The organism is Roseovarius aquimarinus (assembly GCF_043661195.1).
Taxonomy (GTDB): Bacteria; Pseudomonadota; Alphaproteobacteria; order Rhodobacterales; family Rhodobacteraceae; genus Roseovarius; species Roseovarius aquimarinus.
Map to the genome: position 1 here is coordinate 806327 of NZ_JBIHMM010000001.1, position 22017 is coordinate 828343.

The window sequence follows — 22017 nt, forward strand, 5'->3', positions numbered from 1 at the left end:
TCTCAGGGGCCGGGCGCAGATGTCTTCAGGCTCAGGCGGGCTTGAAGCCGAGATAGAGAGGCCGCGCATCGGGGCGCAGCGCAGGTTCGACATCATCGCGGAACATCACCGGGCTGCCCTCATGGGTCAGGAAACGGTAGGCGCCCGACTCTTCCATCATGTCCTGCATCTGCCGATACATCTCGGCGCGCTTCTCGGTGTCCTGCTCGCTCAGCGCGGCTTCGTGCAGCTTGTCGAATTCCGGGTTCGAGAAACGCTCCCAGTTCCAAATTCCGACCTGCTCGGTCGTGAACCATGAGGTCGCGTAGAACGGGTCCGGCAGCATCGAGAAACGGTTGATGACGAGCTGCATGTCCTTCCAGCGATCCCCCTCGCTCTCCATGCCCAAGGTCCAGAAAGAACCCGAATCCTGCACGTTGACTTGCACTTGGATACCGATCTGGCCCAACTGCGCCTGGATGACTTCGGCGATGGTTTTCCATGTGGTCGCATTGAGCGTATCGATCGTGATGGGCTGCGACGGCGCTCCGCCCGCCTTCTCCAGATACTCGCGCGCCTTTTCAAGATCGCCATCGGGCGGCACAATGGATTGCTCGCGGTGCCCGGTGAGGCCCGGCGCGATGAGGCCGGTCGAAGGTGCGGCCTCACCAAAATAGGCGGCGTCCATGATCTGCGGTACGTTGATCGCATACTGGATCGCCTTGCGCAGGTTCTCGTCCTTCAGAACCTCATTCTCGAGGTTCATACCCACCCAGACATAGTAAAGCGACGGATACTCTTCGATCGTCGTATTCGCCGGCGGATTGGACTTGTAGTTGGCGAGGCTCGAGAGCGTGACTTGGGTATAATCGAGATCGCCCGCCTCGTAGGCGCGCTCTGCCACCTTCTCGTCATCCATTGGAATGATGCGGATCTCGTCATAGCCGGGCTTCAGGTCACCCGAATACTCGGGGTTGCGCACCATCTTGACGTATTGGTTCGGCTTCCACTCCTCTAGGATGTAGGGGCCGGAGAAGGCGGGCGGCTCCATACCGAAATCGCTGCCGTCGCCGGTCGCTTCCATCACCGCTTTTTTGGACACGATGTGGCCGACACCATAAGGAATGGTGATGGTCCAAAGCGGCTGAAACGCCTTCTCCAACACGATGGTGCCTGCATATTTGTCTTCGGGGTCCAACTCGACCGATTGCAGCGGACCCCAATCGCCCTTTACGGGGCTGTCGTGCTCCAAGACGCGCTCGAACGAGAATTTGACGTCCTCGGCCGTCATCTCGCCATAGCCGCCCGAAAACATGATGCCGGGCTTCAGTTTGAAGCGGATATGCGTATCGTCGATCTGCTCGAGCTCCTCGGCGGCTTCAAGCTCGATCTCCCATTCGCGACCGGGCTTGTAGCGCGCCAGCTTGGAGTAGATGCAGTTCATCACATCGACATTATAGCCGTTCTGGTAGAACCCTGGGTCGAGCTTGTCGATATCGGCATATGAAAACGCACGCAGAACGCCGCCCGACTGCGCATAGAGCGCGCTTGAAAGCGGCATGGTACCCGCCGCGAGACCAGCCGCCGCCGCGCCCTGCAAAAAGCCGCGCCGGCCCAGTGTGATCGTGTGAATCGTCTTGGTCATGTCATTATCCTCCTTGGGTTTCGCGGTGCGCCTCACTGTGCGCCCGTCGTTCATTCGGTCACTCGGTTGCGCGTCCTAGACATGGTCGCGCGCAATGCTTTCATCCCACTTTTGTTCATGGACCAGTGTGTCACCCTCCCAGGCGCGCAGATGAGCGCGGACCTGCCAATGGGTACGGGTCGTCGTTACATGCGTTTCGGTCTCGGAGCGTGTGAGCCAGTCCCCGCGCTCCAAGCTATGGTGCCAGATGATATGGGCGGTCGGGGCATGATCGTCGGCGCTGGCCAACTCGTAGGTCTCGACACACTTTGTGCTGACGGTGAGATCATTGTCCTTGATGCGGAACCTGCCATCATCATCGGTGATCGTCACACGCGCTCCGCCATTTTCGAGCCGCTCAATCTTCCAATCGAAACCGCCTTTTTGCAGCGTCTCGGTGTCGAGAGGCGCCGCAGCGACCGGCGTTCCCAGATCGCGCAATTCCCCGTCGGCGCCTTTACGCTCCGGCAAGGTCAAGAGGCAGTTCGCCAGATCGAGTGTGAGGACAGCGGCCTCGGGCGCGGGCCATGCCATCGGGAAATAGGTGTTCGAGAGAGCGAGGCGCAGCTTGTGCCCCTTCCGCAGAGTCTGGGCCACGTGTTTCAGCGGAACGCGCGCGGTGTAGATCTGGCCGGGAACGAGTTCCTCGGGGCGCTCGTGGCTGTCGCGATGCGTCAGGTTCAGCATGCCATAGCTGATGCGCGTTGCGCTGCCGTCGGGAGCGACATCCACCAGCCGTGCAGCGATCAGTGCCGCAGGCTTGTCGCAGGTAAACGTGAGGTCGAGAGCCGCATCGCCCGCGATCTCGACATCCGCGTCCAGGGGAGCGGTCTCGAATGTGACGCTCGCGTCGTCATCCGGGCCCTGATCGATCGGCTGATCGCCGTGATTGGCGTAGGAGCACCATTTGCCAGCTTGCAGGCCCACTGTCGCAGGCGTCGAGACATGCACCGTCCCCTCTCCTGCCTCGCCGCGCGCCAGCGTGCCATCCTTGGCGAGCGACCATGCCACGCGGCTCACATTCGGCGAGGGCCAGGACGGCTCGGTCACCCAGCGGCCCTCGCGCGTGTCGTAGCTGCCTTGAGGCGCGGCATGATCTTGCATGAAAAGCCGGATTTGCGGCTCGTCCATGATCCCGGTCTCCCGGCCCTTCAACCAGTGATCCCACCAACGCAATTCCTCGGACAACCAATCTATCGCTGGACCCGGCGCGCCGATATGCGGATATTTATGCGCCCACGGACCGACCAATGCCTTCCTCGGGCAATCGAGATTCTCCATCAGGCGAAAAACCGTGCGGGGATAGCCGTCAGCCCAACCCGAGGCAGCATAGACCGGCACCTGAACGGCCGAGTAATCCTCGCAGATCGAGCCGTGTTTCCAGAATGCATCGCGCCTCTGATGCTCGAGCCAGTTCTTGATCCAGAGGCCGCTGCCCTTGAGCCGGTCCAGCCACATCTCGCGCCAGCGCCCGCCTACATGGCGCGGATCGGGCGCGACGGTGTTGTAGCAGAACATCGTCGCGGCCCAGCTGATCTGCTCGCAGAGCATCGTGCCGCCCATGTAATGGATATCGTCCGCATAGCGATCGTCGGTCGAGCAGAGGGTGACCACCGCCTTGAGCGCCGGTGGCTGGAGCGCCGCTATCTGCAATCCGTTGAACCCGCCCCAAGAGATGCCGACAATGCCGACACCGCCATCGCACCATCGCTGCTCGGCGAGCCACGCAATGACATCACACCCGTCCTGCAACTCCGAAGCGGTGTATTCGTCCTTCATCACCCCTTCGGACTCGCCACAGCCGCGAATGTCTACGCGAACATAAGCGTAGCCCTGCCCGGCGATGTAAGGCGCGCGCATGATATCGCGCGCCAAGGTGCCATCATTCTTCCGATAGGGCAGATATTCGAGGATCGCGGGCACCGGGACTTCTTCGGCATCCTCGGGGAGCCAGATCCGCGCAGCCAGACGCGTGCCGTCCGGCATCGTGATTTCGGTATGCTTGATCTCGCGGACGGGGCGCGGGAATTCGGTGACGATCTTCATGGTGGACCATCTCGCTTCTTGCACTTCGATAAAGATTAAACGTCCGTTTCTCTCATCCGGCAATTTCGCAATACTGTGGCTCTTGACACTTTTTGTGCGTCAGTGTGCGATAGTTTGATGAGCGACGATCCCTTTCCGATAAATCTTGGCTTTGCTTGCAGCCTCTTGCCTTCGATCGCCGAGGTCTGTCGCCGCGTCGGCATCAATCGGCAGCAATTCAACAAGTATCTTGCAGGCTCCGTACGCCCCTCGCGGCACAACATGCGGCGTATTTGTGACTTCTTCGGGGTCACCGAATCCGAGCTTTTGATGGACCACGCCCGATTTGCGGGCCTGATCTCCTTGCGCAAGCCCTCGCACCGCCCCGCTGCACCGCCGCAATACCTGGATGCTCTGGAAAAGTTGCACCGCCTATCAGGCGAGATGGCGCGTTATACTGGCTGGTACTTTCGCTACTTCTATACCTTCGGCTATCCGGGCCGCATTACCCGCTCGCTCGGCGTCATCACGGAAAAGGATGGCCGCTACCTGTGGAAGAACATCGAAATAGGCGTCGATCCCGAACAGGTGCGAGCGCGCTTCGTCGGAAAGTACGAGGGCTTCGCGTTTCATCTCGGGCACCGCATTCATATCGTCGAGCACGATGTCCTTGGCTCCAGTTCCATCACACAAATGATGCTCTACCCATCCTACGCGCCCCGCCCCGGCCATCTGCGGGGCGTGCAAACGGGCGGCTCGATGCGGCGCGGCCGCAAACCCGCCGCCTCTGCGGTGGTGTTGGATTATCTGGGCGAGCATATCGACGCGCGCCGTGCTCTCGCCCGTTGCGGCCTGTTCGAACCGAGCCAGATAGATCATTGGATCAAACGCCTCATCGAGAACCGGATCGCTCCGGACGAATGGGTCTTTGAAATCGACGAGATCTAGTTCCGTGGTGTCCGCGCATCTTCGCAGCGACATGACTGTTCGCTATTTGATGCAGCAAGACAACGTGTAAGAAAGTAGCAGGCGTGTCCAAGTTGTATTGACTTGTTTCAAGACATGCGATGATCAAGGAACGCGTCATCACGGACCGATCCAGAACAACATCTCAGAGCGCAGTGGCATTGTAGAATTTAACCTGCGGCCGTCAAAATGGAAGCTGCGGCGACTGACGCAAAAGATCGGGTTCGGGTGCTGAGCTTGCGCCGATAAGCGCCAATAAATTGGCCGCTAGGAAAAATTGCCTCAGCTCCGGGACGAGACCTCGTGCCGCCCGCCCCCGGTCCGGCCGGTCACATGGGCGCGGGCGGTGGCGTAGAGGGCGGCATAGGCGGGGACGAGCACCATCTGGAGGATCGATACGAAGAGCACCCCGGCGCCGAGGCTGACGGCGGTCGGGATGAGGAATTGCGCCTGGACCGACGTTTCCAGAACGAGCGGCGTGATGCCCAGAAAGGTCGTCAATGTGGTCAGCATGATCGGCCGGAACCGGCTGAGCGTCGCCTCGACGATCGCCTCTTCGGAGGGCTGGCCCTCGGCCTCGCGCTCCTGGATGAAATCGACGATCAGAAGGCTGTCGTTGACGATGACCCCGGCCAGTCCGACGATGCCGAACATCGACAGAAGCGTGAGGTCGATCCCGAGGATCGCATGCCCCGCCACCGCACCGAGCGCGCCGAAGGGAATGACCAGCAGAACGATGGCGGGCCGCGCGTAGCTGCCGAAGGCAAGCGCGAGGATTGCGTAGATCGCGAAAAGCGCGAGACCGAAATTGAAGGCGAGCGCGCCTGAAAAGCGGCCCTGCTCCTCTTGCTCGCCGCCGGCGGACACCTCGAGATCGGGGTAATCCTCGGTCAGTTCTGGCACGATGTTCTCCATCAACCATGCCGTCTGCGCGCCGCCGGTCGTGATCGCGTTGTCCACATCCGCCGTGAGCGTCGTGATCGTGCGGCCGTCCACCCGCGTGATCGTTGACGGCGCGCGCTCGAACGAAAGATCGGCGAGCACGGTGAGGGGCAGCAGGCCGTCTTCCTCTCCCGCGCGGGTCACGGGGATCTTGAGGGCCAGGAGGTCGGCGACGGAATCGCGCTGCTCGGGCACGAGGCGCAGGCGCACATCGACTTCCTCGCGGTCGCGCGCGAATTGATCGACCCGCGTGCCGAAGAAGGCCGCGCGCACGGTGCGCGCGATGTCAGAGGCCGTCACGCCGAAGGTCTGCGCGGCGGGGAGCGGGTCGATCGCGATCTCGCGCGCCGCGCTGAACCGGTCGTCGCGGATATCCTCGACCCCTTCGCGCCCGGACAGCGCCTCGCTCAAGCGGCGCACGGCGGCATCGCGCGTGGCTTCCTCCTCGGCCGTGACCTCGAGCACGATGGCGGCTCCGACACCGATGACCGAGGAGGAAAAAAGCACCTCGCGCGCGCCCGGGATCTCGCCCACGGCGTCGCGCCAGGCGTCGCGGAAGGCCTGGGCCGAGACCTCGCGCGTGTCGGCATCGGCGAGCTTGACCTCTATGCTGGCGGTCGCGCCGCCTTGCGTGTCGCCTTCGCCGCCCGGACCGCCCCCGCCGGTCGCGAAGCCCACCGTGATGGCGGTGCCTTGCACGAGGTCCGGAGCGCCCAGCTCTTCCGCAGCGCTCTGCGCGGCGGCGACGAAGCGCTCGGCCCGCGCGAGGGTCTCATCCTGGCTGGTGCCTTCGGGAAAGCGCAGCTCGGACGTGACGAAATTGCCTTCGATCTGCGGAAAGAACGTGAACTTGACCACGCCGCCCGCGATCAGCGATATGCCCGCCAGCGCGAAGGCCGCGCAGGTCGCCAATGCGAACACCGGATGGCGCACCGAGCCGGTGACGAGCCGACGCACCGGCCCCTCGCGGAAGCTCTTGAACCGGCGATCGACGAAACGCCGCGCCGCCTCGGTCGCACGGCGGGGCGAGTAACGGCGCGGATCGCTGAGCGAGATGTGCCGCAGATGGGTCGGCAGGATCAGGAAACTCTCGATGAGCGAAACCGTGAGCACGTAGATCACGACCGCCGCCACCGGCGAGATGAAGGAGCCCGAGGAGCCCGGCAGGAAGAGGAGCGGCACGAAGGCGAAGATCGTCGTTGTCACCGAAAAGAAGATCGGCCGCCAGACCCTGAGCGTGCCCTCGCGGGCCGCCGTCTCGCCGTCGCCCGTCTCTTCCATCCGCGCAAAGACCTTCTCGCCGACGACGATGGCGTCATCGACCACGATCCCGAGTGCGAGGATGAAGCCGAAAAGCGAGAGCTGGTTGATCGTCGGGCCGAAAAGGAGCATCGGCGCGAAAGCCCCGATGAAGGACACCGCGACGCCGACCGCGACCCATGCGGCGATGCGCAGATCGAGGAAAAGCGTCAGCAGCAGGAGGATCAGCGCCGCCCCGATCAGGCCGTTCTTGACCAGAAGGTCGATCCGCCCTTGCAGGACCTCGCCCTGATTGCGCCAGACGGTCGCTTCGATGCCGTCTGGCAATGTCGGGCGCAGATCCGTCTCGAGATAGTTCAGCACGGTATCGGTGATGGCCGGGACCTGCTCGGAGCCCGCGCGATTGATCGACACATAGACCGCCGGATCGCCCGAGAGGGTCGAGCGCACCGCCGTTTCCGCCAGCCCATCGGTGATTTCGGCGATCGCCCCCAAAGGCACCGTCGCGCCGTTATCGCCGGTGAAGAGCACGATATCGCGGTATTGATCGGCGGTGTCCGCCTCGGCCTGCGTGCGGATCTGAAGATCGGTCAGGCCCGTGTCGATCTGCCCGCCCGTCAGGTCGAGCGATTGGGCCGAGATGAGATCCCCCATCTCGACGAGGCCCAGACCGTAGGATTCAAGGGTCTCGCGCGTGACCTCGATATCGATCTGGTCGATCGGCGCGCCCGAGATCGACACCTGGCTGATGCCGCCCAGATCCGTCAGCTCGCCCCGCACCCGCTCGGCCAGTTCCTTGAGCGACGCGAGCGGCACCGGGCCGTGCAGCGCGATCTGAACGGCAAGCTCGTCGGGCTCCACCTTGGCGATGCGGGGCGTCTCGGCGCCTTCGGGCAGCGTGCCGATGCGCGCCACCTCGGTCTCGATATCGTTCTCGACATCGTCGATATCGGCGCTGCGCGTCAACTCGGCGCTGACCGTTCCCAGCCCGCGCGACGCGGTGGAGGTCAACTCGCGCACCCCTTCGAGGCCCTGGAGCTGCTCCTCGATGGGGGTGAGAACGGCATCGGCGATCTCGGACGGACTGGCGCCGGGATAGACGACCGTCACAGTGACCCTGCCCACCGCGATCTCGGGAAAGGTGCGCACGGTCACGTTGAAGAGCGCGGCCACCCCCGCCGCGACCAGCGACAGCATCAGAAGATTGGCGGCCACGCGGCTGCGCAGGAACCAGCGGATCAGCCCGGCCATCAGCTACCGTCCCCGGCGGCGCCCTCGCGCTCGATACGCACCTCCTGGCCATCGACGGCGCCGGGCAGATCGCTGAGCATAACCCGCGTTCCGGCAGCAAGCTCCGCGCCGCCGATCAGGACGCGGTCCTCGGCGCGTTGGAGCACGGTGACCTGACGCCGCGCGAGCCGCCCCTCCTCGATCGTCCAGAGCGTGCCGCGCCCCTTGACCGCTTCGGGCGGCACGGCCAAAACGCCGCGATCCTCGACATCGACGGGAAGTTCGAGCGCGACGAGCTCGTCCACGCGGAGGGGCCGCGCCCGGTCTTCCCCATCCTCGAACGGGGTCGCTACCCTCACGATGAGACCGACGGTGCGGGTCTCGGGCGCGATGTCGCCATCCACGCGCACAACCTCTCCAGTGGCCAGCACCGCGTCCGGCACGGCAGGATCGCGCAGGATGACGCGCCCCCCGATCGCGCGCTCCGCTTCTCCGAGCACTCGAAGATCGGGCGGGGTCAGCCCCAACTCGATTTCAGCCGCCTCCGCCGAGACGAGCGTGCCGAGAGACGCACCGGCCTGCACGAGCGCGCCTTCAGCCGCCGATTCTTCCGTTACAAGCGCCGCGAACGGCGCCGTGATCGTCGCATCCTCGAGCTGCTCGCGCGCTTGAGTCAAAGTAGCGCGGGCAGCGGTCAGATCGGCCTCCGCCGTCGCGACGGCAACGATGGCTTGCTGCAAGACGGCTTCGGCCGCGAAATCCTTTTCCTCCAGCTCCTCCTGCCGATCCCGCTCGATCCGCGCCTCGGCGAGCGCGGCCTCGGACTGCGCCACAGCCGCCTCGGCGCTCGCGATATCGGCCTCGATCCGCGTCGTCTCGAGCCGGATCAGAAGCGCGCCTTCCTCGATGAAATTCCCGACTTCGAAATCGCTTCCGACGTCGGCGATTCGCCCCCCGATCTCGGCGGCGACCGTGAGGGTCGCCTCGGGGCGCACGAACCCGGTCTGGCGGATCGTGAGCGTCTCGGCTGGCTCCGCGATGGCGCTGCGAGCGAGCGGCGGAGGCGGCGGCGGCTTCGCCGCACGCTCCTCGGGCCGGGTCATGACCCAGAGAACGGCGATCCCGAGCGCGAGCACGATAACGCCGCCCACAACCCACGGCCAGCGCCGCGCCTGCCGCGTTTCTGTCTCGTCGCTCTCGTGTTTCTTCGCGGTCCCCTCGCCCGCCGCGTCGCTCATTCCGCGCCCTCGGAGCGATCATCGCCGGCGCGGTTTTGAAGCATGACGGCTCCGTCCAGCGGATCGACGGACACCGCGCGGATATTGACCCGCTGCGTTTCGGGATCGCCCAATCCGAAAAGACCGTCGTCTGTCTCGACCACGAGCGTCTCGATCCGTGCTCCGTCCAGCGTCACGAGCAAATCGCTCACGACACCCAATTGAGAGCCGTCCGCGCGCCGCACCGGCTTGCCGATCAGTTCGGCGACGGAGACCGTATCGCCCGTCAGTTCGAGCGCCGGGGCGTTGTGCGAGGGCGACTGCAGCGCGGTGGTGTCCGCGCCCTCGGTTTTCCGCTCCGGTGTTTCGGGCCTGTTATCTTGCTCGGGCGCGTCTTGCTGGGGCAAGGTCACGATTTCGGGCGCATTCTCGGTGGTGTTCTCCAAGGTCACAGGCTCTGCCAGATCACTTTGCGAAGCATTTTCTTCAGGCACTACATCTCCGGCCGCCCTATCGCCGTCACGCGCTGCCGCGTACGTCTGGCTCGCAGCATCGACCGCCTCGGTCGGCGTTTTTTCGAGGTCCGGGCTGGCGCCGTCATCGACCGAAGCGATATCTTTTACGAAATCCTCGTCGTCCTGCGCGCTCTTCGCGCGCCTCTCTTCGTCACCAGCCGTCTGCTTGCCGATGCCAGCGTCGGCCATATCGAACTCGGGCGGCAACAGCACCCGGTCGATGGCGTGGATGACGGCGTTCTCGCCCGCCGCGATGTCCCCGGCCCTGATCCGCGCCTCGTTCGAGGCGCGTGCCGCAATGAGCGGATCAAGTGTTTCGGCGTCATCTGGCGGCGCGATCTGCAAGGTCAGCGCGCCCGCCGTGTAGGTCGCGACCAAACGATCGCCCGAGAGGGTCCGCATTTCCACTGGAAGATCCTGAGAGGCGTGAGGACCGCCGGGCACGACATGGAGCGAGAGAATTCGGCGGATCGCCTCGGCATTCCACGGCTCGCCGAAGCCATCGGCAACGGCCTGAGGCAGACGCTCGAAGGCTTCGTCGGTCGGAGCGAAAAACGTCACGGGACCGCTTTCGAGATCGCCTCCAAAACCGGCTGCGCTCATCGCAGAAGAGACGGTATCGAACCGCTCATCGTCGGCGAGCTGCTCGCCGAGGCGCTCACTTTGCGCGGCGCTCGAGATGGATACCAATACGGCGAGAGGCACGCAAAAGAGAGCGTAAGTCTTGATCCATCCCAAGGCTTGTGCGGGCATGCTGAATCTCCGGGGGTCTGTCCGTTTCTGCGATGAGCAGGCCGTAAATCAGGCCCGCCGATACCGGACAACGCAAACACAACGCGGTTGGATGCAAATTACTTACGAATTTTCTGTACGCCCTGCATGAGGTGGGGCGTGGTAACGCTAGACGGGCGGAAGCAACGTTCCACCCGCCTGAGTTTTCTACATACCCTGCGTCTGACCAACGCCGAGCTTCGACTTCATGAGCGTAGCATAGAGGGAGAGCCGCCGATCTAACTCGGCGGCGCGTCGTGCTTTCCCCGTGCAGCAAAGCGGCGCGGCGCCTGCTTCCTTACGGCTCGCCGGAGCCGATTTCTTCCTTGCGCTTGGCGATATAGGCGTCGAGTTCCTCGCGGATCGCGGCATCCATCGGCGGCTGCTCGTATTCGTCGAGGGCGGTCTGCCAGATTTCGGTCGCGCGCATCGTCGCGTCCTTGGCGCCGGCCAGCTCCCAGTTCTCGTGGTTCGCCCAGTTCGAGACGAGCGGCTGGTAGAAGGCCGTCTCGTAGCGCTCCATCGTGTGCGGCGAGCCGAAGAAATGACCGCCCGTGGGCACTTCCTTCATCGCCTCGAAGGCCAGCTCGCCCTCGTTCACTTCGATCGGCTCGAGGAAGGCCATCTTGTGCTGGAGCATCTCCACATCGAGCACGAGTTTCTCGAAGGAGGCGCAGAGCCCGCCCTCGAGCCAACCCGCCGCGTGATAATGCAGGTTCGCATGACCCAGCATACAGGCCCAGAGTGCCATCTCGGTCTCGTAGGCCGCCTGCGCATCGGCGGCGTTCGACGCGTTGGTGGGCGAGGCGCGGTAGGGCACGCCGTAGCGGCGCGCGAGCTGACCGCTCGCGATATTGGCCTTGGCGTTTTCGGGCGTGCCGAAGGCGGGCGCGCCCGAGCGCATGTCCACGTTCGACGTGTAGGAGCCGTAGAAGACCGGCGCGCCCTTGCGGGCGAGCTGCGTGAGCGCGATGCCGAAGAGGGCCTCGGCATTCTGCTGCGTGAGGCCCGCCGCCAGCGTCACGGGCGTCATCGCGCCCATCAGCGTGAAGGGCGTGACGGCCACGGCCTGGCCGCTGCTCGACATGGCGATCAGGCCCTCGGCCATCTCGCCGTCGAAGCGGCGGGGCGAATTGACCGAGATGATCGTCGTCACGCCCGGATCCTCGGCCATCTGCTCGAGCGTCATGCCCCGCGAGATCGCCATCATGCGGATGCCGTCCATCGCCCTGCCCTTGCCGATGGAGGTGGTGTGAAAGCACAGATCCGACAGCGTGAGGTTGGCGTTGTAGGTGTCTAGATGGCGGCTGTTGGCCGGAAGCTCCATCGGCGCGCAGACCTGGTTGCCGATGATGTGGATCGCGTTGAAATGATGCGCGAGCCGGGTGAAATTCTCGAAATCCGGCAGGTTGCCCGAGCGGCGGCCGTTGATGCGGTCATGCACGGAGGGCGGACCGGCTACCATGCCGAAGGCCATGTGATCGCCGCCGAAAACCAACCGCTTGGCCGGGTTGCGGGAGGTCAGCGTGAACTCGCTCGGCGCGGTGCTGATGAGCTCGGCCAGGAGCGCGCGGTCGATGCGCACGACGCCGGTGGCCTCATCGACATCGGCGCCCGCCGCGCGGAAAAGCGCGCGCGCCTCGGCGCTCATCAGCTCGATCCCGAGCTCCTCGAGCACGCGCATGGACGCGTCGTGGATGGCCTCGACCTGATCGTCCGAGAGGATCTTCATCGCCGGATAGGGGTTGCGCGGCTGGCGCCAGGGCATCTGGGGGATGCGGTTTGCGTTCACCTCGCGGTCGCGGGGCGAGGCTCCGCTGCGGCGGCGTTTTCTGGCGGTGATGGTCATGCTTCTCTCTCCAGTTCAATTTCGTCCGCGCCGCCTTGCGCGGGATGGCGCGCGGCGTGGTTCGTAATCGTGTCCCTGCCCGCGGTTCCGGGAGCATCGAGCGGCGCGAGGATCAGATCGCCGAGCCGCGTCCAGGGAGTGTTTTCGATCGTGTCGACCGCAGCCTCTATCGCGCCCGCGCGGGAGGCGCCGAGAAGCGGGCCGGCCCAGCCGTGGAATTTCGCCCTCAGATCGGCATCGGCGATGGGCGCTTCCGGGTCGCCCGGCGCTTCGGTGGGCGGCGAGACGAGGCGGCGCCCGTCCCGCAGAACGAGCGTCACATGCGCGATCCGGCGCGCGGGGAAGGCGGCGTTATATTCAGGCGCTTCAATCACGATCATGCCTTGCGACAGGCGCAGGATCTCGGGATCGGCGAAGGCGCTGGCCGAGACCTCGTCGGGGCCGACCGTGCCGCGCACCATCGCGGCGGCCGCCGGGAAGGAGGTGGAGTATTGCGCCTCCTCCGTGCTCGAGGGGCTGCGGGCCGCGAGGCGGTGCGATTCGTGGAACGTGGCGATCTCGATCCGCTCGACATCGGGCGAGGTAAGCCCGTGCTCCGCGCGCAGATCGAGGATGGCGCGCACGGCGGACTGCGCCCAGCGGCAGATCGGCCAGGGCTTGAAATACTGCTCGGAGATGCGCCAATTGCTGCCCAGATCGGCCCAGAGATCGGCGACGTCCGCACCCTCGGCGGTGATGGCGGGCGCGCCGGTGAAGCCGTCCGCCGCAAGATAGGCCGCCGAGACCCCGGTCATCGCGCCCCAGCCCGAGCCGTCCTTGAGCATGGTCGGATGGTCGATGCAGCGCATCATCTGGCTGCGGGGCCCGTGATATTCCGCGATGCCGATGGCATGCCGCGTCCGCCCAGCATCGAGGCGCAGCGCCCGCGCGCCGAGCGCGGCGCAGGCCAGCGCCACCCAGGCGCCCGAGGTGTGATAATCGGGCGCCGTGCGGTGCAGCGCGATGCCCGCCCGCGTGCCGATCTCGTAGCCCAGAGCGAGCGCGGTCAGAAACGCGTCGCCGCGCGTCTCGCCCTCGGCCTCGCTCAGCGCCAGCAGCGCGGGAAGCACGCCGCAGCCGACATGGCCCTTGGTCAGCTTGTGCCCATCATGCCCGTCGAGCGCATCGATGGTCATGCCGCCCGCGAGGGCGGCGCCGGCGGGGCTGACGATACGCCCGTCGAAGAGCATGCGCGCGCCGCGCGCGCCCGCACCGAACTGCATCGCCGCGTGATCGCGGATGATGCGCGAGAGATCCGTCGTCGCGCCGCCCGCGGCCACGCCGACCAGATCGAGCAGCCAGCGCCGCGCATGGCGGCGCACATCCTGCGGCAAGTCGCCGTGGCGCGTGTCGTGCAGAAAATCGATGATCATGCTCATGCGCCGCGCGCTCCCTTGCGGCCCTCGGGCCGCGTCCCATTGTCAAACATCATCGCCCCGTGAATTTCGGCGCGCGCTTTTCCAGCAGCGCGTCGACCGCCTCGGCGTGATCCTCGGTCTGGTGACACGCGCCCTGATAGGCGGCGGCCAACTCCAGCAGGCCGTCGAAGCGCGAGACCAGCCCCTCGCGCAGAAGCCGCTTGGCCATGCGAAGCTGGCGCGGCGGATTGACGGCGATCCGCTCGGCCAGCGCCTCAGCCTCGTCCATCAGCGCCTCGGGCGCGACGGTCTTCGACACGAGGCCCCACGCCTCGGCGGTCTGGGCATCCACCGGCTCGGCGGTGAAGGTCATTTCGGCGGCGCGGCTCAGCCCGATCTGGCGCGGCAGGAGCCATGCGCCGCCATCGCCCGAAATCAGCCCGACGCGCACGAAATTCTCGGCGAAGGTGGCCGCGGTGGAGGCGATGCGGATATCGCACATGCAGGTCACGTCGCAGCCCGCGCCATAGGCGGGCCCGTTCACGGCGGCGATCAGCGGCACCTCGCATTCCCAGATCGCCTTGGCCACGCGCTGGATGCCCGCGCGGTAGCCGTCCTTGGCATCGACCGCGTCGCCGCCGAAGATCGAGACCTTTTCCTTCATGTGCTTGAGATTGCCGCCCGAGGAGAACGCCTTGCCCGCGCCGGTCAGGATGGCGCAGCGCACCGACTGGTCCTCGTTGATGCGCGCCATGGCGGCGACGATGGCATCGCACAGATCGCGGTCCGTCAGCGCATTCCGCGTGTCGGGCATGTTGAAGGTGAGCGTCACGACATGGCCGCGCTGGTCGAAAAGAAGCTTGTCCGTCATGGGTCCGTCCATTCTGCGATGCGTCCGGGGGTCAGGCCCCGGCGGCCGCGTTCACATGGCGCGCCAGAAGCTCGCGCTTGAGCACCTTGCCGCTGGGGTTGGTGGGCAGCTCGCCCAGGAATTCGTAGCGCTTGGGGCGCTTGTAGGGCGCGAGATCGTCGCTGGTCTTGCAGAACGCATCGAGATCCTCGGCCGTCAGGTTCGGATCCGTGGCGACGATATAGGCCGCGACGATCTGGCCCCATTTCTCGTCCGGCAGGCCCAGCACGGCCGCCTCCTGAATGCCGGGATGCTTGTAGAGCAGCTCCTCGACCTCGCGAGGATAGATGTTCTCGCCGCCCGAGACGATCATGTCGTCCGCGCGCCCGTGGAAATAGAAGAACCCCTCCTCGTCGCGCGAGAAGAGATCGCCCGAATAGACCCAGCCCGCGCGCAGCTTGCGCGTCGTCTCGAACGGGTTGTTCCAATAGCCCGTCATGGCCTGCGGGCCGCGCACGATGAGCTGGCCGATCTCGCCCACGGGCACGATGTCACCCGGGGCCGCATCCGGCCTGCGGTCGATCACGCGGCATTCCGAAATCAGCGTCGGCTTGCCGCAGGAGCCGAGTTTCCGCAGCGCGTCGCGCGGATGCAGCACCAGCGCCAGTGACGCCTCGGTCATGCCATAGCCGTTGTAGATGCCGGGGCAGAAATCGGAAATCACGCGCTCCATCACCGAGGACGCGATGGCCGCGCCGCCGGTCGTGATGAGACGCAGCGAGCTTGTGTCGATCTTCGGAAATTCCGGGTGGAGCAGCATCTCCTGGATCTGCGTTGGCACCGCGAAAAGCGTCGTGATCTTTTCGGACATGATGGTCTGAAGCGTCTCGAGCGCATTGTAGCGGCCCATGACCACATTCGTTCCGCCGACCATCACATGCGGCATGAAATAGGCCTGCATCCCGCCCACATGGTAGAGCGGCGCGATGTGGAGCGCGTTGTCGCGGTGGTTGAGCCCGTATTCCATCACGCAGTTCATCGCGATCGCGATGTCGTTGGCATGGGAATGCACGACGCCCTTGGGCCGGCCCGTGGTGCCCGAGGTATAGACCAGCGCCGAGACGTCGCTGCCCGACGGTATCGGGCGTGTCAGATCGCGGTCCTCGGTCTCTTCGGCCAGCCGGTCGAACTGGCTGTGGCCCTCGGGCACCGCGCTGGCGTCATAGGAACAGCTGATGAAATCATGGACCGAGCGCACCTCGGCCTCGATCTTGAGCGCGTTCTCGGTCAGGTGGCGGCCATAGACGAGAACACGCGTGCCGCTGTCCTTGATGATATAGGCCGCCTCGCCCGGGCTGAGCCGGTAGTTGAGCGGCACCGCAACCGCGCCGAGGATCTGGCAGGCGAAATAGGTGGTGACGGAATTCTCGGAGGTCGAGACGTAGAAGGCCACGCGGTCGCCCGCGCGCACGCCCATGTCCGAGAGCGCCTGCGCGAAGCGGCGCACGCGGCCATACCATTCGGTATAGGTCCAGCGGCGCTCCCCGAAGACGAGGGCGGTGTGGTCGGGGTAACGCTCGACCGAGGCTTCGAGAATGCGGGCGATATGCATGGAAGTGCGTCCTCAGAGGTTCGGCTTGAGCGTCGGCATCTCGCGCGCCGCGATGAGGTATTTCGCCATTTCCGACGAGCCGCCCACGATGGGCAGCGCGCGCGCATCGCGGTAGATCTGCTCGGCCCGGCCGTATTGCCGCGTCACGCCGTCCCCGCCGAGGATCTGCACCGTGCGGTCCGAGCAGAAGACGGCGGTCTCGGAGGCCACGAGCTTGCACTGGCCGGCCTCGCGCATGAGATCTTTGCCGTCGAGGCCCGAGTCGTACATCTTGGCCGCGCGGTAGGTAAGCAGTTCCGCCGCGTCGATACGCCAGCTCATTTCCGCGATCATGTCCCAGATCAGCTGTTTCTGGCCCAGCTTCTGCCCGAAGGAGACGCGGCTCTGGGCGTGATCGCGCGCGATGTCGAAGGCCGAGCGCGCGACGCCGAGGCCCGAGCCGCCGAGGATCACGCGCTCGAAGTTGAAGGCGCTCAGCATGATGCGAAAGCCACTGTTTTCCTCGCCCAGAAGGTTTTCCTCTGGCACGCGGACATTGTCGAACGTCACCTCGCCGACCACGCAGCCGCGCCGACCCATGAAATCATAGGTGCGCGGAAAGGAGATACCGGGCGTCGTGGCGGGCACGGCGATGGCCGTCATCCCCTTCTGCGGCGCGACGTCCGGATCGCTGATACCCCAAACGATATAGACATCCGACTTCGTCGCGTTCGAGATGTAGCGCTTGAACCCGTCGATCACCCATTCGCGCGTCTGCTGGTCGAAGCGCACCCGCGTCTCCATCCCCGCGCTGTCCGAGCCGACATTGGGCTCCGTCATGCAGATCGAGCCGATGGCATCTCCTTCGAGAATGGGCGTGAGATAGCGCTCGCGGATTTCGGGGCGCGCGAAGGCATGAAGCGGAAAGGCGCAGGAGAGCGCGGTCGCGATGGTCGTCTCGAAGGCGTAATTCAGATAGGCCGCTTCTTCGGAGAGCATCGCGGCATGGGTGAGGCCCGGCTTCGAAAGGTTGCCCGCGTAGAGATCGGAGAACATGAGCTTCATGTAGCCCGCCTGCCCCAGCGCGCGCACGACGCGCTTGACCGCTTCCCAATCCTGATCGCGCTCGATGGCATCGGCCACCGGCGCCAGTTCGCGGGCCAGAAAATCCCTGATCTCGGACCGAAAACTCCGGTCCTCGTCCGTCATGAAGAAATCGCGCATGGCCTCGCTCCTGTCATCCGTCGCGGCGTATGAAATCGGGCACGCCGAGTGTTTCGAGAAGGCGCCCGGTCTCGCGGTGAACGAGGCTGATGTTGCTGTCGCGCACCGTGGGGAGCAGATGCCGCGCGCGGCGGACCTGCCCGAAATCGAGATCGGCATGGATCAGCTCTTCGCCCGTTCCGGCGACGGCCACCTCCTTGCCGAAGGCATCGACGAGCCGCGAGCCGCCCCAGAAGGTCAGGCCGCGCTCGGTGCCGGTGCGGTTCGCCATGATCGCGGGCGCGCCGTACATCATCGCGTAGAAGCGCATCGTCAGCGCCCAGCCGCCGGGATTGTCGAAATCGACGCCCACGGCCTCGACGCCCGAGCTGACGGGGCAAACGAGGCAGGTGGCGCCGTGGAGGAAGGCCAGATGCACGAGGGCCGGGTTCCACAGATCGGCGCAGATCAGCAGCCCCGCCTTCCAATGCGCGCCCATCTCGAACGTGTCGACGAAGCGGCCGGTGGCGTAATGCTTGCCTTCTTCCAGCATGCCGTAGCTGGGGATATTCACCTTGCGGTGAAGAAACTCGATGCCGCCGTTTCGCAGCACGGCGCAGCTGTTGTAGAATTGCGCGGCGGGACCTTCCTCGATGAAGCCGACGATGGTCACCATCTGGCCCGAGGCTTCGGCGAGGCGCCGCAGCCGCGCATCGTCGCGCAGCATCGCGGTGTCGAGAAGCGTCTCGCAGCCATGGTGCCCGGTCAGCGACAATTCGGGCATCACCAGCAGATCGAGGCCCTTGGCGCGCCCTTGCGCGATCCAGTCGAGATGGGTCTCGATATTGGCGTCTACATCGCCGATGGCGCTGGCGAATTGCGCAACGCCGGTCTTGAGAATCTTGGACACGGGTAAAAGGCCCTTCGGGCTGGTTGGGCCGGGGCGCCGGCTAGGGCGCCCCGGCGGGGTCGTTTACATCATGCCCGCTTCCGCGAGGAATTCAGCCGCGACATTCTCGACCGAGACGCGCTCGACATCGACGCGCGCGTTGAGGCGCGCCATGGTCTCGTCGTCCAGCTTGGACGACATGTTGTTCAGCAGATCGCCGATTTCGGGATGCGCTTCGAGGATCTCGTCGCGCACGACGGGCGCCAGAGCGTAGGCCGGGAAATAGCCCTTGTCGTCCTGAAGCGTCACGAAGTCGAATGCCGGAATGCGGCCGTCGGTCGCGAAGACGAGGCCCACTTCGACGTCGCCGTTCTTGAGCGCTTCATAGACGAGGCCCGAATCCATGCGGCTCACCTGATCGCGGCTCAGCTCGAAACCATAGGTTTCCTGAAGCGGCTTGAGACCATCGGGACGGGCGTACCATTCGGCGTTCGACGCGAGCGTCAGATCGTTCTCGCCGTTGATGCGGGCCGCGAGGTCCGAAAGCGTCTTGATGCCGAGCTCTTCTGCCTGCGCCTTGCGCATGGCCAGCGCGTAGGTGTTGTTCGCCGCCGATGCGTCGAGCCAGACGATGCCCTTCTCGGCGTCGAGTTCCTTGACGCGCGCATAGGTGTCATCGGCGTTCAGCTTCTCTTCGACCTTGTTGTAGGTGATGAGCGAGGTGCCGGTGTATTCCCAGTAAACGTCGATCTGGCCGTTCTCCATGGCCTGACGGACAGCCGCCGAGCCCATGCCGCCGCGGTTGTCCGCTTCGAAGCCGTTGGCCTCGAGCAGTTGCACGGTCATCGAGGTCAGCAGCTGCTGCTCGGTGAAGTTCTTGCCGCCGACGACGATTTCGTCCGCCTGCGCCGCGCCGGCAAGCAGCAGCGCGCCAGCGAAAGCGGATTTCGCGAAGTTGGAAAACATGTGGTAGGTCCTTCCTGTGAGTGATGCGCCTTGTCTCAGCGCAGTGGGTTGACGCCTTTGGGGATCAGCCAGAGCTGTGCCTGGCCGATCAGAAAATCGACCAGAACGGCCAGCGCCGCGGTCGGGACGGCCCCGGCCAGAAGCATGCCGGTGTCCATCAGGTCGATACCTGTGAAAATGAGCTCGCCGAGACCGCCGCCGCCGATCAGGAAGGCCAGCGGCGTCGTGCCGACATTGATCGCCAGCGCGGTGCGGATGCCCGAGAAGATGACGAAGAGCGCGTTGGGCAGCTCGATATTGAAAAGGATCTGCGCCGAGGTCATGCCCATGCCGTGCGCCGCTTCCTTGAGATGCGCGGGCACGGCCAGAAGACCGGCATAGGTATTGCGCACGATCGGCAGGAGCGACGCGACGAACAGCCCGAAGAAGGCCGGGGCGAAGCCGATGCCCAGAAGCGTCATCGACAGGGCGATCACTGCGAGCGTCGGGATGGTCGTGCCGATGTTGAAGACCTGCATGATCGTCTCGGCGGCCTTCGCCATCGACGGGCGCGAGAGCCAGACGCCGATGGGCACGCCCACGCAGATCGCCGCCCCGCCCGAGGCCAGCACCAGAATGATGTGCTGTTCGGTCAGATAGACGATGTCTTCCCAGTAATAGGCCATCTGCTCGATCAGGCCGGACACCCCGATGAGAATGCCGAGGCCGATCAGGGCCCAGGGCCAGATGCGGCCAGTGCGGGAGGCGAGCGTGGGCTTGTTCATCGCGGCACCCTCAGGTCATGGCCTGCGCGACATCGGCGCGATAGGTCTCGCCCAGCGCGCCGGTCACAGCGGGCTGCGTGACGACGCCGACGAAGCGGCCCGCATCGTCGACCGCGGTGAGCCACATGATGTCATGCGCGAACATCTCGGAGACGACGGCGCGCAGATCGGCGCGGAAGGGCACGACGGCGGGCAGCGGCTTGGCCAGATCGCCCACATTGCCGCGCGCCCCCTCGAGCATGTCGGCGGTGACGTAGCCCAAGGGCTTGTGGTCGCTGTCGATCACCACGGCGACGCGGGCGATGCTCTGCTGGACCGCCGACAGGACATCCTTGGCCTTGCTGTGGCGCGAGACGGTCGGCGCGTTCGGGTCGGCCACTTCCTCCACGCTGACGAGGCGCAGGCGCTTGAGCGTGCGGTCCGCGCCGACGAAATCCGCGACGAAGGCGTTGACGGGATGGGCCAGAACGGTGTCGGGGCTGTCGTATTGCTCGATCATGCCCTCGCGGAAAATGGCAATCTTGTCGCCCATCTTGACCGCCTCGTCGATGTCGTGGCTGACGAACATGATCGTCTTCTTGATCTCGGCCTGCATCTTGAGGAATTCGTCCTGGATGACCTCGCGGTTGATCGGGTCGATCGCGCCGAACGGCTCGTCCATCAGCATGACGGGCGGGTCCGCCGCGAGGGCGCGGATCACGCCCACGCGCTGCTGCTGGCCGCCCGAAAGCTCCTTGGGAAACCGCTTCATGAAGAGGTTCGCATCGAGCCCGACGAGATCGAGCAATTCCTTCGCGCGGCTCGTCGCCTTGGCCCGGTCCCAGCCCAGAAGCTTGGGCACGACGCAGATGTTCTCCTCGATCGTCATATTCGGGAAAAGGCCGATCTGCTGGATCACGTAGCCGATATTGCGGCGCAGCTGCACGTCGTTGAGCTTGGACGTGTCCTCGCCGTCGATGAAGATCTTGCCCGAAGTGGGCGACACGAGGCGGTTGATCATCTTGAGCGCCGTCGTCTTGCCGCAGCCCGACGGGCCGAGCAACACGCAGATCTCGCCCTCGGGCACTTCCATGTCCACGTCGCGCGCCGCCACGACCTGCCCGTTCGGGGTATCGAAGATCTTGGTCAGTTTTTCGAGTCGGATCATTCTGGCTTCTCCCTGGCGTTACCGCGTCAGACCGGCTGGCGTCAGCTTTTTCTGAAGATAAAGAAGCGCGTAGTCAGCGATGATGGCGAGTGCCGAGACCGCGACGGCCCCGGCGATGAGCTGGCGCGGGTCGGTCTGGCTGATCCCGCGGGAAATGAGGACGCCGAGACCGCCCGCGCCGATATAGGCGGCGATGGCTGCGACGCCGATATTCATGACGACCGCCGTGCGCACACCCGCCATGATGACCGGAATGGCCAGCGGGATCTCGACCTGGCGCAGCCGCTGCATCGGGGTCATGCCCATGCCGCGCGCCGATTCGCGCAAGGCCGGGTCCACATTCGTGATGGCGGTGTAGGTGTTGCGGATGATCGGAAGCTGCGAATAGAGCAGGATCGCGATGACGGCGGGCAGCCAGCCGATCCCTTGCCCGATCAGCGACAGCACCGGGATCATGAGGCCGAAAAGCGCGATGGACGGCACGGTGACGATGATCGACGCGATATAGAGGATCGTATCCGCCGCCTTGCGGTTCTGCGTGATCGCGATGCCGATGGGCACGCCCGTCAGAATCGCGAGACCCACGGCAACGGCGACGATCGAGATATGCTCGACACCCAGCGCGGCGATCGTGCCGGCATTATTGTACATGAAAACCAACGTTTCCAAGCCGCGCTCCTCCTGCCGCATCTGGAACATGCACACCGCGGCACACAGTCGCGGCGCATCCGGAAACCGTATACGGCGAAACCGCAAAGCCTGTTATACCGAA

At 65.0% G+C, this 22017-nt stretch carries 16 protein-coding genes; 1 reads left to right on the plus strand and 15 read right to left on the minus strand.

What is annotated here, in order from left to right; genetic code table 11:
* Positions 1-31: 31 nt before the first annotated feature.
* Positions 32-1624, minus strand: coding sequence for an ABC transporter substrate-binding protein (locus ACGRVM_RS03825; RefSeq protein WP_377168530.1), 1593 nt, complete (start codon positions 1622-1624; stop codon positions 32-34).
* A 75-nt stretch (positions 1625-1699) separates the two neighbouring features.
* Entirely contained in the window at positions 1700-3709 is a 2010-nt protein-coding gene (locus ACGRVM_RS03830) for a CocE/NonD family hydrolase (RefSeq protein ID WP_377168528.1), read from the minus strand.
* Between the two features lie 117 nt (positions 3710-3826).
* Between ACGRVM_RS03830 and ACGRVM_RS03835 the strand changes: the two genes are divergently transcribed.
* Entirely contained in the window at positions 3827-4636 is an 810-nt protein-coding gene (locus ACGRVM_RS03835) for a helix-turn-helix domain-containing protein (RefSeq protein WP_377168526.1), read from the plus strand.
* A 300-nt stretch (positions 4637-4936) separates the two neighbouring features.
* Here the strand turns inward: ACGRVM_RS03835 and ACGRVM_RS03840 are convergent, their stop codons facing one another.
* From ACGRVM_RS03840 to ACGRVM_RS03900, 13 genes are all read right to left on the minus strand, one after another.
* On the minus strand, positions 4937-8107 hold the full coding sequence (locus ACGRVM_RS03840) for an efflux RND transporter permease subunit (protein WP_377168524.1): 3171 nt from the start codon (positions 8105-8107) through the stop codon (positions 4937-4939).
* Positions 8107-9324, minus strand: coding sequence for an efflux RND transporter periplasmic adaptor subunit (locus ACGRVM_RS03845; RefSeq protein ID WP_377168522.1), 1218 nt, complete (start codon positions 9322-9324; stop codon positions 8107-8109). The genes ACGRVM_RS03840 and ACGRVM_RS03845 overlap by 1 nt, the downstream gene beginning before the upstream one ends.
* A complete protein-coding gene (locus ACGRVM_RS03850) occupies positions 9321-10571 on the minus strand; it encodes a fasciclin domain-containing protein (RefSeq protein ID WP_377168520.1) in 1251 nt (416 codons plus the stop codon). Before ACGRVM_RS03850 ends, ACGRVM_RS03845 begins: the two co-directional genes overlap by 4 nt.
* A gap of 316 nt (positions 10572-10887) precedes the next feature.
* Positions 10888-12438 carry a trimethylamine methyltransferase family protein gene (locus ACGRVM_RS03855; RefSeq protein WP_377168518.1) on the minus strand — a complete coding sequence of 517 codons (1551 nt, stop codon included), beginning with the start codon at positions 12436-12438 and terminating at the stop codon, positions 10888-10890.
* Positions 12435-13856, minus strand: coding sequence for an MmgE/PrpD family protein (locus ACGRVM_RS03860; protein WP_377168516.1), 1422 nt, complete (start codon positions 13854-13856; stop codon positions 12435-12437). Before ACGRVM_RS03860 ends, ACGRVM_RS03855 begins: the two co-directional genes overlap by 4 nt.
* A gap of 49 nt (positions 13857-13905) precedes the next feature.
* Positions 13906-14706 (minus strand): crotonase/enoyl-CoA hydratase family protein, encoded by an 801-nt coding sequence (locus ACGRVM_RS03865; RefSeq protein ID WP_377168514.1) that lies wholly within the window; start codon positions 14704-14706, stop codon positions 13906-13908.
* Between the two features lie 31 nt (positions 14707-14737).
* The gene (locus ACGRVM_RS03870) at positions 14738-16297 is read right to left on the minus strand and encodes a class I adenylate-forming enzyme family protein (protein ID WP_377168512.1); all 1560 of its coding nucleotides are present in this window, start codon (positions 16295-16297) and stop codon (positions 14738-14740) included.
* 12 nt (positions 16298-16309) lie between these two features.
* On the minus strand, positions 16310-17500 hold the full coding sequence (locus ACGRVM_RS03875; protein ID WP_377168510.1) for an acyl-CoA dehydrogenase family protein: 1191 nt from the start codon (positions 17498-17500) through the stop codon (positions 16310-16312).
* A 13-nt stretch (positions 17501-17513) separates the two neighbouring features.
* Positions 17514-18389 carry a nitrilase-related carbon-nitrogen hydrolase gene (locus ACGRVM_RS03880; RefSeq protein WP_377168508.1) on the minus strand — a complete coding sequence of 292 codons (876 nt, stop codon included), beginning with the start codon at positions 18387-18389 and terminating at the stop codon, positions 17514-17516.
* 63 nt (positions 18390-18452) lie between these two features.
* Positions 18453-19334, minus strand: coding sequence for a glycine betaine ABC transporter substrate-binding protein (locus ACGRVM_RS03885; protein WP_377168506.1), 882 nt, complete (start codon positions 19332-19334; stop codon positions 18453-18455).
* A gap of 35 nt (positions 19335-19369) precedes the next feature.
* On the minus strand, positions 19370-20098 hold the full coding sequence (locus ACGRVM_RS03890) for an ABC transporter permease (RefSeq protein ID WP_377168504.1): 729 nt from the start codon (positions 20096-20098) through the stop codon (positions 19370-19372).
* A 10-nt stretch (positions 20099-20108) separates the two neighbouring features.
* Positions 20109-21245 carry an ABC transporter ATP-binding protein gene (locus ACGRVM_RS03895; protein ID WP_377168502.1) on the minus strand — a complete coding sequence of 379 codons (1137 nt, stop codon included), beginning with the start codon at positions 21243-21245 and terminating at the stop codon, positions 20109-20111.
* A gap of 18 nt (positions 21246-21263) precedes the next feature.
* Entirely contained in the window at positions 21264-21896 is a 633-nt protein-coding gene (locus ACGRVM_RS03900) for an ABC transporter permease (protein ID WP_449619163.1), read from the minus strand.
* Positions 21897-22017: the final 121 nt, after the last annotated feature.

Bases quoted from the DNA above. Each gene is read 5' to 3' on its own strand.
- ACGRVM_RS03885 (WP_377168506.1), bottom strand. From the start codon at position 19,334: ATGTTTTCCAACTTCGCGAAATCCGCTTTCGCTGGCGCGCTGCTGCTT.
- ACGRVM_RS03865 (WP_377168514.1), bottom strand. From the start codon at position 14,706: ATGACGGACAAGCTTCTTTTCGACCAGCGCGGCCATGTCGTGACGCTC.
- ACGRVM_RS03890 (WP_377168504.1), bottom strand. From the start codon at position 20,098: ATGAACAAGCCCACGCTCGCCTCCCGCACTGGCCGCATCTGGCCCTGG.
- ACGRVM_RS03860 (WP_377168516.1), bottom strand. From the start codon at position 13,856: ATGAGCATGATCATCGATTTTCTGCACGACACGCGCCACGGCGACTTG.
- ACGRVM_RS03845 (WP_377168522.1), bottom strand. From the start codon at position 9,324: ATGAGCGACGCGGCGGGCGAGGGGACCGCGAAGAAACACGAGAGCGAC.
- ACGRVM_RS03900 (WP_449619163.1), bottom strand. From the start codon at position 21,896: ATGTACAATAATGCCGGCACGATCGCCGCGCTGGGTGTCGAGCATATC.
- ACGRVM_RS03835 (WP_377168526.1), top strand. From the start codon at position 3,827: ATGAGCGACGATCCCTTTCCGATAAATCTTGGCTTTGCTTGCAGCCTC.
- ACGRVM_RS03840 (WP_377168524.1), bottom strand. From the start codon at position 8,107: ATGGCCGGGCTGATCCGCTGGTTCCTGCGCAGCCGCGTGGCCGCCAAT.
- ACGRVM_RS03825 (WP_377168530.1), bottom strand. From the start codon at position 1,624: ATGACCAAGACGATTCACACGATCACACTGGGCCGGCGCGGCTTTTTG.
- ACGRVM_RS03855 (WP_377168518.1), bottom strand. From the start codon at position 12,438: ATGACCATCACCGCCAGAAAACGCCGCCGCAGCGGAGCCTCGCCCCGC.
- ACGRVM_RS03875 (WP_377168510.1), bottom strand. From the start codon at position 17,500: ATGCGCGATTTCTTCATGACGGACGAGGACCGGAGTTTTCGGTCCGAG.
- ACGRVM_RS03870 (WP_377168512.1), bottom strand. From the start codon at position 16,297: ATGCATATCGCCCGCATTCTCGAAGCCTCGGTCGAGCGTTACCCCGAC.
- ACGRVM_RS03895 (WP_377168502.1), bottom strand. From the start codon at position 21,245: ATGATCCGACTCGAAAAACTGACCAAGATCTTCGATACCCCGAACGGG.
- ACGRVM_RS03830 (WP_377168528.1), bottom strand. From the start codon at position 3,709: ATGAAGATCGTCACCGAATTCCCGCGCCCCGTCCGCGAGATCAAGCAT.
- ACGRVM_RS03850 (WP_377168520.1), bottom strand. From the start codon at position 10,571: ATGCCCGCACAAGCCTTGGGATGGATCAAGACTTACGCTCTCTTTTGC.